Source organism: Ancylobacter dichloromethanicus, from assembly GCF_018390645.1.
Taxonomy (GTDB): domain Bacteria; phylum Pseudomonadota; class Alphaproteobacteria; order Rhizobiales; family Xanthobacteraceae; genus Ancylobacter; species Ancylobacter dichloromethanicus.
Map to the genome: position 1 here is coordinate 282227 of NZ_JAHBGC010000005.1, position 14927 is coordinate 297153.

The following is a 14927-nucleotide window of genomic DNA, read 5'->3' on the forward strand; positions in this document are numbered from 1 at the left end:
ATGGGCGAAGCGCGCGACATCGCCCTCATCGGCTTCGGCGCCATCGGCCGCGCGCTGGCCGCCGATCTCGGCCGCGATCCCGGCTATCGCCTCGCCGTGCTCACCCGCCATGCGGCCGACCTGCCGCCGGATCTCCGCGCGCTTCCCGATGTCGACGCGCTGATCGCCGCCCGCCCGGCGCTGGCGGTCGAGGCGGCCGGGCAGGGCGCGGTCGCGGGCTATGGCCCGGCGCTGCTGGAGGCCGGCATCAGCCTCGTCGTCGCCTCCACCGGCGCGCTGGCCGATACGCCGCTGCTCGCCCGCCTCATGCGTGCCGCCGAAGCCGGCGGGGCGCGCCTCATCGTGCCGGCCGGCGCCATCGGCGGGCTCGACTACCTCGCCGCCGTGGCGGGGGTCGAGGGCGCCCGGGTGCGCTACACCTCGCGCAAGCCGCCGGCGGCGTGGAGCGAGGAACTGCGCGCGCTCGGCCACGATCCGTCGAGGCTCGGCGCGCCGGTCGTGATCTTCGAGGGCAGCGCGGCGGAGGCGGCGCGGCGCTACCCGCGCAACCTCAATGCCGGACTGGCGGTGGCGCTGGCCGCCAGCGGGGCGCTGGCGGGCGTCGAGGTCGTCGCCGATCCGGAAGCCCTCGGCAATACCCATGAGATCGAGGTCGAGAGCGCGGCGGGCACGGCGAGCCTGCGCTTTGCCAATCGGCCCTCGCCCGGCAACCCCAAGACCTCCGCCGTCACGGCGCTCAGCCTCGCCCAGGCGGTGCGGCGCCATTTCGCTCCTTTGGTCATCTGAGAAGGCCGTCCGGCATGTCGCGCATCCTCGTCATCGGCGCCGGCATTGTCGGCCTCTCCTGCGCCCATGCGCTGCGCGCCGGCGGGCACGAGGTAATGGTGCTGGACCGCGACCCGGCGGGCGACAAGTGCTCCTTCGGCAATGCCGCCGGCATCGGCGTCACCGAGATCATCCCCGCCTCGGTGCCCGGCCTCGCCTGGAAGGTGCCGGGCTGGCTGGCCGATCCGCTGGGTCCGCTGTCGCTGCGGCTCGGCCATTTTCCCAAGCTGCTGCCCTGGCTGCTGCGCTTCCTGAAAGAAGGGCGCTGGGACCGGGTGGAGGCGATCGCCGCCGCGCTGGCGACGCTGTCGGCCCGCACCTATGAGGACCTGCTGCCGCTGCTGACCGAACTCGACCTGATGGCCGACCTGCATCGCGTCGGGGCGCTGTGGGTCTATGAAACCCGCGCCGGCTTCGAGGCGGACCGTCGCTTCCACGATCTGCGCCGGCGGCACGGCCTCGTCTGCGAGGAGATGAGCGGCGAGGACGCCCGGCGGATGGAGCCGGCGCTGGCGGCGGGCATCCGCCACGCCATCATGACCCCGCAATGGTCCCATGTCTCCGATCCCAAACGCATCGTCGACCGGCTGCGCACCCATCTTGAGGCGCGCGGCGTCGCGATGCTCGCGGGCGAGGTCGCGGGCATCGCCGGACGCGAGGTGGAGACGCGGGACGGGCGGCGGGTGCCGTTCGAGCGGCTGGTGGTCGCCGCCGGCGCGTGGTCCGGCCGGCTCGCCGCGCAGATCGGCGACCGGGCGCTGATCGAGAGCGAGCGCGGCTACAACACCACGCTGCCCGCACCCGGGGTTGCGCTGTCGCGCGAGGTGATCTTCGCCGAGCGTGCCTTCGTCGCCACCCCGATCGAGGCCGGGCTGCGCATCGGCGGCGCGGCGGAGTTCGCCGGGCTGGAGGCCGCGCCGAACTACGCCCGTTCCGACGCGCTCGCCCAATTGGGTCGCCGCTTCCTGCCGGGGCTGAACATCGAGGGCGGCACGCGCTGGATGGGCCATCGCCCGACCACGGCGGATTCGCTGCCGGTGATCGGCCGCTCGCCCCGGCGCGACGACGTGTTCTACGCCTTCGGCCACGGCCATACCGGCCTCACCTTCGGCCCGACCACCGGCCGCCTGATCGCCGAACTGGTGGGCGGACGGCCACCGTGCGTCGACGTCGCCCCGTTCGCCATCCAACGCTTCAACTAGAGAGCGGAGCCCATCATGAACCCGCACACCTTTCTCTGCGTCGACGCCCATACCTGCGGCAACCCGGTGCGGGTGGTCGCCGGCGGCGCGCCGCTGCTGCCCAACGTGTCGATGGCGGAGAGGCGGCAGATCTTCCTGCGCGACCATGACTGGGTGCGCAAGGCGCTGATGTTCGAGCCGCGCGGCCATGACGTGATGTCCGGCTCCATCCTCTACCCGCCCTCGCGCGAGGATTGCGAGCTGGGGGTCTTGTTCATCGAGGTCTCGGGCTGCCTGCCGATGTGCGGCCACGGCACCATCGGCACCGTCACGGTGGCGCTCGAACAGGGCTTCGTGGTGCCGAAGGTCGAGGGCAAGCTGGCGCTGGAAGTGCCGGCCGGCAAGGTGGACATCGAGTACACACGCAATGGCCGCTTCGTCGATCAGGTGCGGCTGTTCAACATCGCGAGCTACCTGCACGCGGAAGCGGTGGCGGTCGAGGTTCCCGGAATCGGCGAACTCGTCGTCGACGTGTCCTATGGCGGCAACTACTACGCCATCGTCGAGCCGCAGAAGAACTGGGCCGGCCTCGACGGCATGAAGGCCGAGGACATCCTGAAATGGAGCCCGGCGGTGCGGGCGGCGGTGCAGCAGGCGGTGGCGCCGGTGCATCCGCAGGATCCGCGCATCAATGGCGTCAGCCATGTGATGTGGGCGGACCGGCCGAAGCACGCCGAGGCGCACGGGCGCAACGCGGTGTTCTTCGGCGACAAGGGCATCGACCGCTCGCCCTGCGGCACCGGCACCTCCGCCCGCATGGCGCAGCGCGCGGCGAAGGGGCTGCTCAAGGTTGGCGACGACTTCGTGCATGAAAGCATCATCGGCACGCTGTTCCATGGCCGGGTGGAAAGCACCGCCGAGGTCGCCGGCCGCCCGGCGATCCGCCCGAGCGTCGGCGGCTGGGCGCACGTCTACGGCCACAACACCATCACCGTCGACGAGCGCGACCCGCTCGCCTTCGGCTTCCAGCTGGCGTGAGGCGGCGATGATCCTCGAACAGCGGAGGCGGTCTTGATCCTCGAAGAGCGCGACTACCACATCGTGCCCGGCCGCATGGGCGACTTCCTCACCGCCTATGAGACGCTCGGCCTCGACATCCAGAAGCGTTTTCTCGGCACGTTCATCGGCCATTTCGTCACCGAGGTCGGCGAATTGAACCATGTCGTCGCGCTCTGGCGCTATGACAGCATGGCCGACCGCGAGGCGCGCCGGGCGCAGATGCTCGCCTTTGCGCCGTGGCAGGATTATCTCGCCGCGATCCGCGGCATGATCCAGAGCCAGCAGACGCGCCTACTCGCCCCCACCGCGCTCTCGCCGCTGCGCTGACGGAGCCTGTCCATGACCGCGCCGCTGCCCTCCCGCGACCAGCTGATCCCGCCGACCCTGCGGCCGGGCGGTGACCTCGTCACCGAGGGGCGGGCGCTGGCGCGGGAGTGGACGGTCGGCCGCAACGCCTTCCTCGACGCGCATGGCGTCGCCAGCGAGGCCGAGTACAAGCGCCGCGAGGCGCTCGCCGGGCGGGTGATGCAGCACGCCCATATCGGCTTCCGCAGCGTGGAGCGCACGGTGGCCGCCATCGCTGAGGTGCACGCCGCCTGCGCCCGCCATGGCGCCAGGGTGGACCGCTTCGGCATCACCCTCGACATGTCGATGGGCTACCCGCCGGACCAGCGCCATGGCAGCCGGCGCGGCACCGGCATCGTGCTGGAAGGAGCGGAGAGCTTCGCCCGCATCACCCATGCCGCGCCCGCCGCCGCGCATTTCGGCGACTTCATGCTGGGGCTGCCGGGCGCGCTGGAGAACACCAAGGGCGCGCTGGCGGCCGGCGCCACCGCCATCGGCAATCTCGGCCAGTACTTCACCTTCCGCCTGCCGGACTGGGACGACGATGTCGCCACCACCCACGCCACGGTGGCCGCGCTCGGCCTCATCGCCGCGCAGCCGGTGGAGGTGCTGGTGCATTCCAATCTCGATGACGGCTTTGCCGGCCTGTTCGCCGACATGAGCTCGGCGCTGGGCATGGTGCTGGTGGAGAAGCACATCGTCGAGACGCTGATCGGCGCCCGGCTGTCGCACTGTTTCGGCCACCACTTCACGGCGCCGCTGGTGCGGCTCGCCTTCCATGCCGCGCTGGCGCGGGTCACCGACACGCCGGGCACCATGATCTTCGGCAACACGGTGAGCTACAAATCCACCCCCGCCGGCAATTACGCCAGCCTCGCCAGCTATCTGCAGGCCGACCTCTGGGCGCTCGGGCGCCGGCCGACCGGCCATGCGGTCAACCCGGTGCCGGTGACCGAGAACGAGCGCATCCCCGATATCGACGAGATCATCGACGCCCAGCTCTTCGCCCATCGCCTCGCCGACCACGCCGCCGGCTCGTCGGCGCTGGTCGACTTCGCGGCGGTCGACGCGCTCGCCGACAAGCTGGTCGAGGGCGGCCGGCGGTTCGCCGCGCGCACGCTGGCCGGGCTGGCGGATGCGGGCGTCGACACCGCCGATCCCGCCCGGATGATGCTCGCCCTGCGCCGCATCGGCCCCAAGCGGCTGGAGGCCGCGTTCGGCGCCGGCGCCGCGGACGCGACCGCCTGGAGCGGGCGCCGCGCGGTGGCGCTGGCGGAATGGGTGGAGGAACTGGAGCACGCCGCCCGCGACTGGGCCGCACGGGTGCCGGGCGAGGCGGCGGCGCGCATCGCCGGCGCCGATCTGGTCGCCTGCGTCGCCTCCAGCGACGTGCACGAGCACGGCAAGAACCTGATCGCCCGCACGCTCGGCCATCTCGGCGTGGCCATCATCGACGGCGGCACCTCGGTCGATGCCGACGACCTGGTCGCCACGGCGCTGGCGGCGCGGGCCGACCTGATCGCCATCAGCACCTATAACGGGGTCGCGCTGCGCTATGCCGGCGAGGTGCGCGATGCGCTCGCCCGCGCCGGGGCGGAACTGCCGGTGTGCATTGGCGGACGGCTCAACCAGGTGCCGGACGAGTCCAATTCCGGCCTGCCGGTCGATGTCCGCGTCGACATCAGCCGGCTCGGCATCCTGCCCTGCGACACGCCGGAAGACCTGACCCGCTTCCTCGCCGAACGCGCCGCCGCCCCCCGCACGCCTCAACAGACGCCAAAGGACACGCCATGACCCGCTGGACCGGAGTATTCCCCGCCGTCACCACCAAGCTGAAGGAGGATGAGAGCCTCGACCTCGCCGCCACCCAGGCGAGCCTCGACCGGCTGATCGCCAGCGGCGTGTCGGGGGTCATCGTGCTGCCGATGCTGGGCGAGAACGCCTCGCTCACCGCCGCCGAGCGCGAGAGCGTCATCCTTGCCGCTAAGGAAGTCGTGGCCGGGCGCGTGCCGCTGCTCTCCGGCCTCGCCCATGTCGGCATGGCCGAGGCGCTGGCCGCCGCCCGCCACTACGAGAAGCTGGGCGCCGAAGGGCTGATGGCCTTCCCCTCCATCGCCTACAAGAGCGACCCGCGCGAGACGGCGGCCTGGTACCGCACGCTCGGCACCGGCTGCGGCCTGCCGATCATGGTCTACAACAACCCGATCGCCTATGGCGTCGACGTCACCCCGGCCATCCTCAACGACCTCGCCGACGTGAAGACCATCGTCTGCATCAAGGAGGAGACCGGCGACATCCGCCGCGTCACCGACCTCTACAATGAGTGCGGCGACCGCTTCTCGGTGTTCTGCGGCGTCGACGACCTGCTGCTGGAAAGCGCCGCGCTCGGCGTCACCGGCTGGGTGTCGGGCATGACCAATGCCTGGCCGGCGGAATGCGTCGCGCTGTTCAATCTATGCAAGGCGGGCCGGTTCGAGGAGGCGCGCGCGCTCTACCGCATCCTCACCCCGGCCTTCCATCTCGATACCGATGTGAAGCTGGTGCAGTACATCAAGCTGGCGGAGAAGGTGACCTATGGCGCGCCGGAATGGGTGCGCGCCCCGCGCCTGCCGCTGATCGGCGCCGAGCGCGAGCGGGTGCTCGGCGTTCTCGAGGCGACGGCGAGGGCGCTCGCCATCGCCTCGCGGTCGGCAGCCTGAGGGGGGGAACGATGCGCTTCAGCCGGATGATCAATGTCGTCGGGGCTCATGCCGCCGGCGAACTCAACGAGGTCATCACCGGGGGCGTGCGCGACGTTCCCGGCAAGACCATGTTCGAGAAGATGCAGTATGTGCAGGCGCACCGCGACGAGCTGCGCCGGTTCCTGCTCAACGAGCCGCGCGGGCGGGTCTCGCAATGCGTCAACCTGGTGCTGCCGCCGACCACGCCGGAGGCCGATGCCGGCTTCGTCATCATCGAATCCGACTATTACGTGCCGATGTCCGGCACCAACACCATCTGCACCGTCACCGTGCTGCTGGAGACCGGCATGATTCCGATGCAGGAGCCGGTCACCCATCTGGTGATGGAGGCGCCGGCCGGGCTGGTGAAGGTCTCGGCCGAGTGCCGCGACGGCAAATGCGTGAACGTGACCTTCGACAACGTGCCCGGCTTCGTCTTCGCGCTCGACGCCGAGGTGGATGTGCCGGGCCTCGGCGCCATCCGCGTCGATGTCGCCTATGGCGGGATGATCTACGCCATCGTCGACGCGGCGAGCCTGGGCTATGCGCTCGATCTGAAGGAGGCCGGCGAACTGGTCGAGGTCGGCGAGCGCATCAAGAAGGCGGCGGCCGAGCAGGTGCCCTGCGTGCACCCGGAGAACCCGGATATCCATACCATCAACCAGACCCTGTTCGCCGGGCCGCTGGAGCGCACCGCCGACGGTCTCACCTCGAAGAACACCGTCATCGTCTCGCCCGGCCGGCACGACCGTTCGCCCTGCGGCACCGGCACCTGCGCGCGCATGGCGGCGCTGCACGCGCGCGGGCTGCTGAAGGTGGGCGAGACCTTCCGGCACCGCTCGCTGATCGGCACCGAATTCATCGGCAGGCTGCGCGGCACCACCGAGCTTGCCGGCCGGCCGGCGGTGCTGCCGACCATCACCGGGCCGGGCTGGATCACCGCCTTCCATCAATATGTGCTCGACCCGACCGACCCGTTCCCGGACGGTTACCGGCTGGGCGACACCTGGCCGGGCTACACCGGCGAGCAGCCGATCTGAGGACGGGCCATGCCGCTGCTGACCACCTCCGACGGCTGCCGCGTGCATTACCAGACGCGCGGCAGCGGCCCCCCGGTGGTGCTGGTTCCCGGGCTGGGCGGCGACGGGCGCTTCTGGGAGCCGGTGGCCGAGCGGCTGGAGGCGCGCTTCCGGCTGATTCTGGTCGACCATCGCGGCGCCGGGCGCAGCGACCGGCCGGAGGGGCCCTACACGATCGGGCGCATCGCCCGCGACGTCGCGGAGATCCTGGACGCCGAGGGGTGCGAACGCGCCCATCTGGTCGGCCATTCCACCGGCGGCGCGGTGGTGCAGACGCTTGCCCTCGACAGCGCCGCGCGGGTCGATCGCCTCGTCGTCTCGGGAAGCTGGCCCGGCCCGGATGCGCGTTTCCGCGCCCTGTTCGAGGCCCGGCTGGCGCTTCTGGAAGCCGGTCGGCCGGACATCTACCAGGCCTTCACCCATGTGCTGGGCTATGACGCGGAATGGCTCGCCGCGCATGAGGCCGAGCTGGAGATCGCCACCGGCCGGGCGGCGCAGGCGCTGGCGCCGCTGGCGGTGACCGCCGCCCGGATCCGCATGCTGCTCGCCTTCGACCGCGCGGCGGAGCTTGGCCGCATCGGCGCGCCGACCCTGGTGCTGGGGGCGCGCGACGACGCGATGATCCTGTTCGCGCAGTCCGAACGCCTCGCGCGCGGGATTCCCGGCGCCACGCTTGCCGCGTTCGAGGGCGGGCATTTCTACCCGCGCACCCGCGCCGGGCCGTTCGCCGCCCGGGTCGCGGGCTTCCTGTCCGGCGCGGCGGCCGGCTGAGGCGGTCAGGCGACGCGACAGGGCAAGAATGCCCATGGCGTCAATCGGGTCTGGCCCGGGGCCATGCGATTCCGCTAGGGTGGGCGGTATCGCTCGACGCCCGCCCGACCTGCCAGACCGCGTGACCCGATGAACGACGCCTTCGTGACCTTCGAGAAAGTCCGCAAGACCTATGACGGGCGCACGCTCGTCGTCTCCGACCTCGATCTCGTCATCGCCCGCGGCGAGTTCCTGACCATGCTCGGCCCCTCGGGCTCGGGCAAGACCACCTGCCTGATGATGCTGGCCGGCTTCGAGCGGCCGACGGCGGGGCGCATCACGCTCGGCGGCCGGCCGATCGACGGCGTGCCGCCGCACAAGCGCGACATCGGCGTGGTGTTCCAGAACTACGCCCTGTTTCCCCACATGACGGTGGTGGAGAACGTCGCCTTTCCGCTCAGCGTGCGGAAGCTGTCGGCGGCGGCGGCGGACCGCAAGGCCCGCGCCGCGCTCGGCATGGTGCATCTGCAGCATCTGGCCGACCGCCGGCCCAGCCAGCTTTCCGGCGGCCAGCAGCAGCGCGTGGCGCTGGCCCGCGCGCTGGTGTTCGAGCCGGTGCTGATCCTGATGGACGAGCCGCTCGGCGCGCTGGACAAGCAGCTGCGCGAAGCCATGCAGTACGAGATCAAGCACCTGCATGAGCGGCTGGGCGTGACCATCGTCTATGTCACCCACGACCAGAGCGAGGCGCTGACCATGTCCGACCGGGTGGCGGTGTTCAACGAGGGCCGGATCCAGCAGCTCTCGACGCCGAAGGAACTGTATGAGCGCCCGCAGAACGCCTTCGTCGCCGGCTTCATCGGCGAGAACAACCGGGTCGACGGCACGCTGAAGCGCCTGGCGGGCGGCGATTGCGAGGTGGAGACGGCGGCCGGGCCGCTGCGCTGCGAGGCGATCGGCGATCGCAGCCCCGGGGCCCGCAAGCTGATCTCGATCCGTCCCGAGCGCGTGCGCATCGTCGCCGACGGGGCGGCCTATGCGAATGTGATGCCGGCCAGGGTGGAGGAGGTGATCTATCATGGCGACCACCTCCGGCTGCGGCTGTCGACCATGAAGGTCGACGACTTCATCGCCAAGGTACCCAATGCCGAAAGCGGCCACAGCTTCGCCGCCGGCCAGGAACTGCGGATCGGCTTCAACACCGCCGATTGCCTGGCGCTGGACGCGCCGGGCTGACGGTTTCGGGGCGTGCAAGCCGACGAGACGTGCGAGCTGAAGAGACGTGCCGCAAGACGACGAGACTGCCGCAAGACAACAAACGAGGGAACGAGCATGAACAGCACTATCGGACGACTGATCCTTTCCGCCGGCGTCGCCGCCGGCCTCTCGCTCGCGGCCGGCACCGCGATGGCGCGCGACCTGACCGTGGTGGGATGGGGCGGCGCGGCGCAGGCGGAGCAGAACAAGGCGATGTTCCAGCCCTATGTGAAGGACACCGGCAACCCGCTGGTGCAGGACAGCTGGAATGGCGGCATCGGCGTGCTGCGCACCAAGGCGCAGGGCGATTCGACCTGGGACGTGGTGCAGGTGGAGGCGGACGAGCTGGTGCTCGGCTGCGAGGAAGGCCTCTACGCCCGGCTCGACTGGGCCAAGCTGGGCAACAAGGACCAGTACCTGCCGGGCATGGCCGATGAATGCGGCGTCGGCACCTTCGTCTGGTCGACCGCGCTCGCCTATGACAAGTCGAAGCTCGGCGAGGACGGGCCGAAGAGCTGGGCCGACTTCTTCGACACCAAGAAATTCCCCGGCAAGCGCTCGCTGCGCCGCGGCCCGCGCCAGTCGCTGGAATTCGCGCTGATGGCTGACGGCGTGGCGCCGGGCGACATCTACAAGCTGCTGGCGACCAAGGAAGGTGTCGACCGCGCCTTCAAGAAGCTCGACACCATCAAGAAGGACATCGTGTGGTGGGAAGCCGGCTCGCAGCCGGTGCAGCTGCTCCAGTCCGGCGAAGTGGTGATGACCAGCGTCTATAACGGGCGCGTCTTCGCCGCCAACAATACCGAGAAGACTAATTTCGCCCTCGCCTGGCCGGCGGGCTTCATCTACCAGGTCGACAGCTGGGTCATCCTCGCCAATTCACCGAACAAGGACCAGGCGGAGGGGTTCCTGAAGTTCATCCAGACGCCGGCCCGCCAGCAGGACGTCGCCAACGTGCTGGCCTATGGCCCGACGCTGAAGGACTCCACCGGCCAGATCGCGCCCAATGTCCTGCCCTATCTGCCGACCGCGCCGGGCGTCATCGAGCACGGCGTCAGCTTCGACACCAGCTTCTGGGTCGACAATATCGAGGCGCTGAACGAGCGCTTCAACGCCTGGGCGGTGAACTGACGGTGGCGGCGTGATCGGCGGCGCCCGATGGCGGGGATGAGGATGGCAGGCGAGGCCCGGGACATGCGCGCATCGCTGCGCCGGGCCGAGCGCGCGCGCACGCTACGCGGGCTCGGCCTCGCGCTGCCGCTCATCCTGTTCACCTTCGTGTTCTTCCTGCTGCCGATCGCCGGCATGCTGGTGAAGAGCGTGCAGAACGGGCCGATGCCGGACATCCTGCCGCAGACCTCGGCGCTGCTGCAGCCCTGGCGCGCCACCGAGCCGCGCACGCTCCCCGACGAGGCGGTGTTCGCCGCCTTCGCCGAGGAGTTGCGCACGGCGGCGCGGAACCGCACCCTGCCGGAGCTGGCCAGCCGGCTCAACTTCGAGAATGCCGGCTATCGTTCGCTGCTGATGGCGACCGCGCGCCGGCTTCCCGAGACGCCGGCGGGCAGCTGGCGGGACACGCTGGTCGGGCTCAACCCGCAATGGGGCGAGGTGGCGATCTGGGCGGCGCTGGGGCGGGCCTCGCCGCGGCTCACCGAGGGCTACCTGCTGGCCGCGCTCGACCATCGGCGCGACGACAACGACAATGTGCAGCCGATCGACCCGAGCCGGGCGGTCTATGTGGCGGCGCTGACGCGCACGCTCGAAATCAGCGCCATCGTCACCTTCCTCTGCCTGGTGCTGGCCTATCCGCTGGCCTACCGGCTGGCGACGCTGCCGGAATCCACCGCCAACCTGCTCATGATCCTGGTGCTGCTGCCGTTCTGGACCTCGCTATTGGTGCGCACCGCGAGCTGGCTGGTGATTCTCCAGCGCGAGGGCCCGCTCAACGAGGCGCTGCAATGGCTCGGCGTGATCGGGCAGCCGCTGGACCTGGTGTTCAACCGCCCCGGCGTGCTGATCGCCATGACCCATGTGCTGCTGCCCTTCATGGTGCTGCCGATCTATTCGGTGATGAAGGGCATTCCGCCCAACTACATGCGGGCGGCGACCTCGCTCGGCGCGCCGTTCTTCACCGCCTTCCGCCGGGTGTATCTGCCGCTGTCGCTGCCGGGGGTCACCGCGGGCTGCCTGCTCGTGTTCATCCTGTCCATCGGCTACTACATCACGCCATTGCTGATCGGCGGGCCGAACGACCAGATGGTCAGCGCGCTGATCGCCTTCCTGACGCTGCAGACGCTCAACTGGGGGCTGGCGGCGGCGCTGGGCGCGGTGCTGCTGGTGATCACCGTCGCGCTCTATCTCGTCTATACGCGCGTCGTCGGCACCGACGGCATGAAGCTGGGCTGACGCCATGGGAGAGCGAATCCGCGCCATCGTCCTGTGGAGCTTCAGCGCGCTGGTGCTCGCCTTCCTGGTGCTGCCGCTGCTGGTGATCCTGCCGATCTCGTTCTCCTCGGCCAGCTTTCTCAGTCTGCCGATCCCCGGCGTCTCGCTGCGCTGGTACGAGACGCTGCTGACCAGCCCGGCGTGGGGCCGGGCGATCCTCAACAGCTTCATCGTCGGCGCCATCGCCACCGTCATCGCGGTCACGCTCGGCACGCTGGCGGCGCTGGGGCTGCACCGCAACGCGTTCCGCGGCAAGGCGCTGCTGATGGGCGTGCTGATCTCGCCGATGATCGTGCCGATCGTGATCGTGGCGCTGGGCAGCTATTTCTTCTACGCCCCGCTCGGGCTGTCCTCCTCGCTGCTGGGCCTCGGCCTTGCCCATGCGGCGCTCGGGGCGCCCTTCGTGCTGGTCACCGTCAGCGCCACGCTGACCGGCTTCGACCCCAATTTCGCCCGTGCCGCGGCGAGCCTCGGCGCGGCGCCGCTGACCGCGTTCCGCCGCGTGACCTTGCCGATCATCGCGCCGGGGGTGATCTCCGGCGCGCTGTTCGCCTTCGTGACCTCGTTCGACGAGGTGGTGGTGGCGCTGTTCCTGACCGGACCGCTGCAACGCACCCTGCCGCGCCAGATGTTCGACGGCATTCGCGAGAACATCAGCCCGACCATCCTCGCCGCCGCGACCTTGCTGATCCTGTTCGCGGCGGGGCTGCTGCTCACTGCCGAACTGCTGCGCCGGCGCAGCGTGAGGCTGCGCGGCATCCGCTGAACGGGCGTCGGCGGCGCGGTTCCGGCCCGCGGCCGCGCGATACCACCCTGGCGCCGCATTTACGTGGAACCGAGGGTGAAGGAAGCGTGGGGACACCGTTTGCGCCGCGCGGCGGCGGTCCCATGCCCGGCGAGCGGGCTTTCATTACCGATCTGTCCCGGCGCCGATCGAACGTCCGGAATTCACGATGAGGGTCTAGAGCATTTTCCGCGAAAGTCGACAGACTTTCGCGACGCGAAAATGCTCCAGCTTATTGATTACAGAGCACTTTCCTTTGGATGACCGACAGCGGTCTGCCGGCCGCGTTGGTGCGGCCGCACGGCTGGCGACGGAACGACGAGAAATTCACAGTCATCGGTCCAATCGTTGCGGCCGGTGGCAAGGGGCGGCGCCCGATGAAGATGCGCACTGTGTTGACGCCGTAGCGCGACGATAACTTCAGCCGGGCTGAGGCAGCGAGTTGCCTCCGAAGGCCTCGACAAGATGATCGAACAGCGCCCCGACACGCGGCAGGCGACGCAGATTTTCATGCGTCACGATCCAGGTCGGCAATTCGGGAAGCGCGATATCGGGCAGGACGCGCTCGAGATCGGGATAGCGCAGCGCCGCCGGGACCTGCGCCACCGCAATGCCGAGGCCGGCGCGTGCGAGCGCGAATTGCGCCGGATGGCTGTCGGTCCGCGCGATCCAGCGGATGCCGGCAGGGTCGCCGATCCGCGCGGCGACGGCCAGATCGCCGCGGTTGCGGTCCGGCCCGATGAACAGATGGTCGGCGATCTCGGCCCTGGAGGCGGGTCGCCCATGGATTTCGAGATAATCGCGACTCGCGAACAGGCCGAGCGGGATCGACGGCACCTTCTTCGCCACGAGCGCGGCTTGTTCCGGCGGACGCATCCGCACCGCCACATCCACCTGCTGGTCGAGCAGGTCGGCACTGGCATTGCTCAGCTCGAACTCGACCGTGAGGTGGGGATGCCTGTCGCGCAGGCTGCGAAGCATCGGCGGCAGGACCTCCAGACCCACGAAGTCGGAGACGCTGAGCCGAACCCGGCCGGCGACGGCGCCTGAATCGGCGGATGCCGCCCGCAGCATGGCTTCCGACGCATGCGCCATGGCGCGCGCCGGCGCGGCCATGGCTTCGGCTGTCGGGGTCGGGACCAAGCCATGCACGGAACGGGTGAACAGCGTCGTCCCCAATGCCGCCTCCAGCCCCTCTATGCGCGCGCGCACCGTGGGCTGGGACAAGCCCAGCCGCCGCGCTGCGGCCGACAGGCTGCCGGTCTCCACAACCGCCAGGAAAGCGCGCTGATCGTCCCATTCGACATTCCGGTTCATAAATTTCTTATAGGCTGATGGGGGATTAACGACAATTTTCATGTGAGCCGATCGGGCCGATCTTCGTTTCGAAAGGAGATCACCGATGGTTCAGACCGCTTCGACGAACGCCGCCCCACGGACGGCATTGGTGCTGGGTGCAACGGGCGGGATCGGCGGTGCGATCGCCGCCCGGCTCATCCGGGATGGATGGCAGGTGCGCGCGCTTTGCCGCGAGGCCGATTCGGCCGTTTCGGGCTGGCGGCACGCTTGCCCGGCTCCACACTTCGTGGCCGGCGACGCCATGGACCAGGCCGCCGTCGTGCGTGCCGCCACTCTGGGCGACGGCGTTGCGGTCATCGTGCACGCGGTCAATCCGCGGGGCTATCGCCACTGGTCGTCGCTGGTGCTGCCGATGATGGACAACACGCTGGCGGCGGCCCGGGCCGCGGGTGGGGCGCGGATCGTGCTGCCCGGCACGGTCTATAATTATGACCCCGCGCATACGGCCGTCATCGACGAAAACACGCCGCAAAATGCGTGCACCCGGAAAGGGCGGGTCCGCATCGCGCTCGAACGCAAGCTGGCGGAGGCGGCGCCGCAGCTTCCGTCGCTCATCGTGCGCGCGGGCGATTTCTTCGGGCCGGCGGCCCGGGCAAGCTGGTTCGCCCAGGCGATGGTGAAGCCGGGGCAGCCCGTGCGGACGTTCACCAGCATGGCGCCGGGGGTTCCGCATGCCTATGCCTATCTGCCCGATCTTGCGGCGGCATTTGCCGGGCTGCTCGCGATTCCCGAGCGGTTGCGGCCCCATGAGCGGGTCCAGTTCGCCGGCCAATGGGATGCGACCGGCACGCAGATGCGCGACGCGGTGCGCCGCGTCGTGGGCGAGGACCTGCCCGAGCGCGCCTTTCCCTGGTGGATGATGCGTCTTGCGGCGCCCTTTGGCGGCTTTCCCCGCGAAGCGCTGGAGATTGAGCCGGTCTGGAAGCACCCGATGCGGCTCGACAATCGCCGTCTCGTGGACCTGCTCGGCACAGAGCCGCATACCCCGCTCGACCACGCCATCGCGGCGACGCTGGCCGACATGGGCTGCCTTGGCCGCTCCCCGCACGCCGCCGATTTTCCATCGGTCTGACGCGTACCGAAAGGAGGCCCCGATGCGCCGGAAGACCTGTCCGATCGCGCC

Annotated in this window: 14 protein-coding genes; 13 read left to right on the top strand and 1 reads right to left on the bottom strand. The window is 70.0% G+C overall.

Annotated elements, in window-relative coordinates; genetic code table 11:
- The 12 genes from KHC23_RS03795 (at position 1) to KHC23_RS03850 (ending at position 12427) form a co-directional block, all read left to right on the top strand.
- Positions 1-786: an aspartate dehydrogenase gene (locus KHC23_RS03795; RefSeq protein WP_213369670.1), complete on the top strand. Its 786-nt coding sequence runs from the start codon at positions 1-3 to the stop codon at positions 784-786.
- Between the two features lie 14 nt (positions 787-800).
- Entirely contained in the window at positions 801-2027 is a 1227-nt protein-coding gene (locus tag KHC23_RS03800; protein WP_213369672.1) for an NAD(P)/FAD-dependent oxidoreductase, read from the top strand.
- A gap of 15 nt (positions 2028-2042) precedes the next feature.
- A complete protein-coding gene (locus KHC23_RS03805; RefSeq protein ID WP_213369674.1) occupies positions 2043-3044 on the top strand; it encodes a 4-hydroxyproline epimerase in 1002 nt (333 codons plus the stop codon).
- Positions 3045-3077: 33 nt separating this feature from the next.
- Positions 3078-3392 (top strand): NIPSNAP family protein, encoded by a 315-nt coding sequence (locus KHC23_RS03810; RefSeq protein WP_213369675.1) that lies wholly within the window; start codon positions 3078-3080, stop codon positions 3390-3392.
- Positions 3393-3404: 12 nt separating this feature from the next.
- Positions 3405-5204 (top strand): cobalamin-dependent protein, encoded by a 1800-nt coding sequence (locus tag KHC23_RS03815; protein ID WP_213369682.1) that lies wholly within the window; start codon positions 3405-3407, stop codon positions 5202-5204.
- Positions 5201-6109 (top strand): dihydrodipicolinate synthase family protein, encoded by a 909-nt coding sequence (locus KHC23_RS03820; RefSeq protein ID WP_213369684.1) that lies wholly within the window; start codon positions 5201-5203, stop codon positions 6107-6109. Before KHC23_RS03815 ends, KHC23_RS03820 begins: the two co-directional genes overlap by 4 nt.
- A gap of 11 nt (positions 6110-6120) precedes the next feature.
- Positions 6121-7170, top strand: coding sequence for a proline racemase family protein (locus KHC23_RS03825; RefSeq protein WP_213369686.1), 1050 nt, complete (start codon positions 6121-6123; stop codon positions 7168-7170).
- 9 nt (positions 7171-7179) lie between these two features.
- Positions 7180-7980: an alpha/beta fold hydrolase gene (locus KHC23_RS03830; RefSeq protein WP_213369688.1), complete on the top strand. Its 801-nt coding sequence runs from the start codon at positions 7180-7182 to the stop codon at positions 7978-7980.
- A 129-nt stretch (positions 7981-8109) separates the two neighbouring features.
- Positions 8110-9195 (top strand): ABC transporter ATP-binding protein, encoded by a 1086-nt coding sequence (locus tag KHC23_RS03835; RefSeq protein ID WP_213369690.1) that lies wholly within the window; start codon positions 8110-8112, stop codon positions 9193-9195.
- Positions 9196-9291: 96 nt separating this feature from the next.
- Positions 9292-10347: an ABC transporter substrate-binding protein gene (locus tag KHC23_RS03840; protein ID WP_213369692.1), complete on the top strand. Its 1056-nt coding sequence runs from the start codon at positions 9292-9294 to the stop codon at positions 10345-10347.
- A 63-nt stretch (positions 10348-10410) separates the two neighbouring features.
- Positions 10411-11622, top strand: coding sequence for an ABC transporter permease (locus tag KHC23_RS03845; protein WP_246544118.1), 1212 nt, complete (start codon positions 10411-10413; stop codon positions 11620-11622).
- Between the two features lie 4 nt (positions 11623-11626).
- Positions 11627-12427 (top strand): ABC transporter permease, encoded by an 801-nt coding sequence (locus tag KHC23_RS03850; protein ID WP_213369695.1) that lies wholly within the window; start codon positions 11627-11629, stop codon positions 12425-12427.
- A gap of 438 nt (positions 12428-12865) precedes the next feature.
- Here the strand turns inward: KHC23_RS03850 and KHC23_RS03855 are convergent, their stop codons facing one another.
- Positions 12866-13762, bottom strand: a complete 897-nt coding sequence (locus tag KHC23_RS03855) for a LysR family transcriptional regulator (protein WP_213369697.1) — start codon at positions 13760-13762, stop codon at positions 12866-12868.
- An 85-nt stretch (positions 13763-13847) separates the two neighbouring features.
- On the opposite strand from KHC23_RS03855, the gene KHC23_RS03860 reads away from it, so the two are divergent.
- Positions 13848-14876 carry an NAD-dependent epimerase/dehydratase family protein gene (locus KHC23_RS03860; RefSeq protein WP_213369699.1) on the top strand — a complete coding sequence of 343 codons (1029 nt, stop codon included), beginning with the start codon at positions 13848-13850 and terminating at the stop codon, positions 14874-14876.
- The last annotated feature ends 51 nt before the right edge of the window (positions 14877-14927 follow it).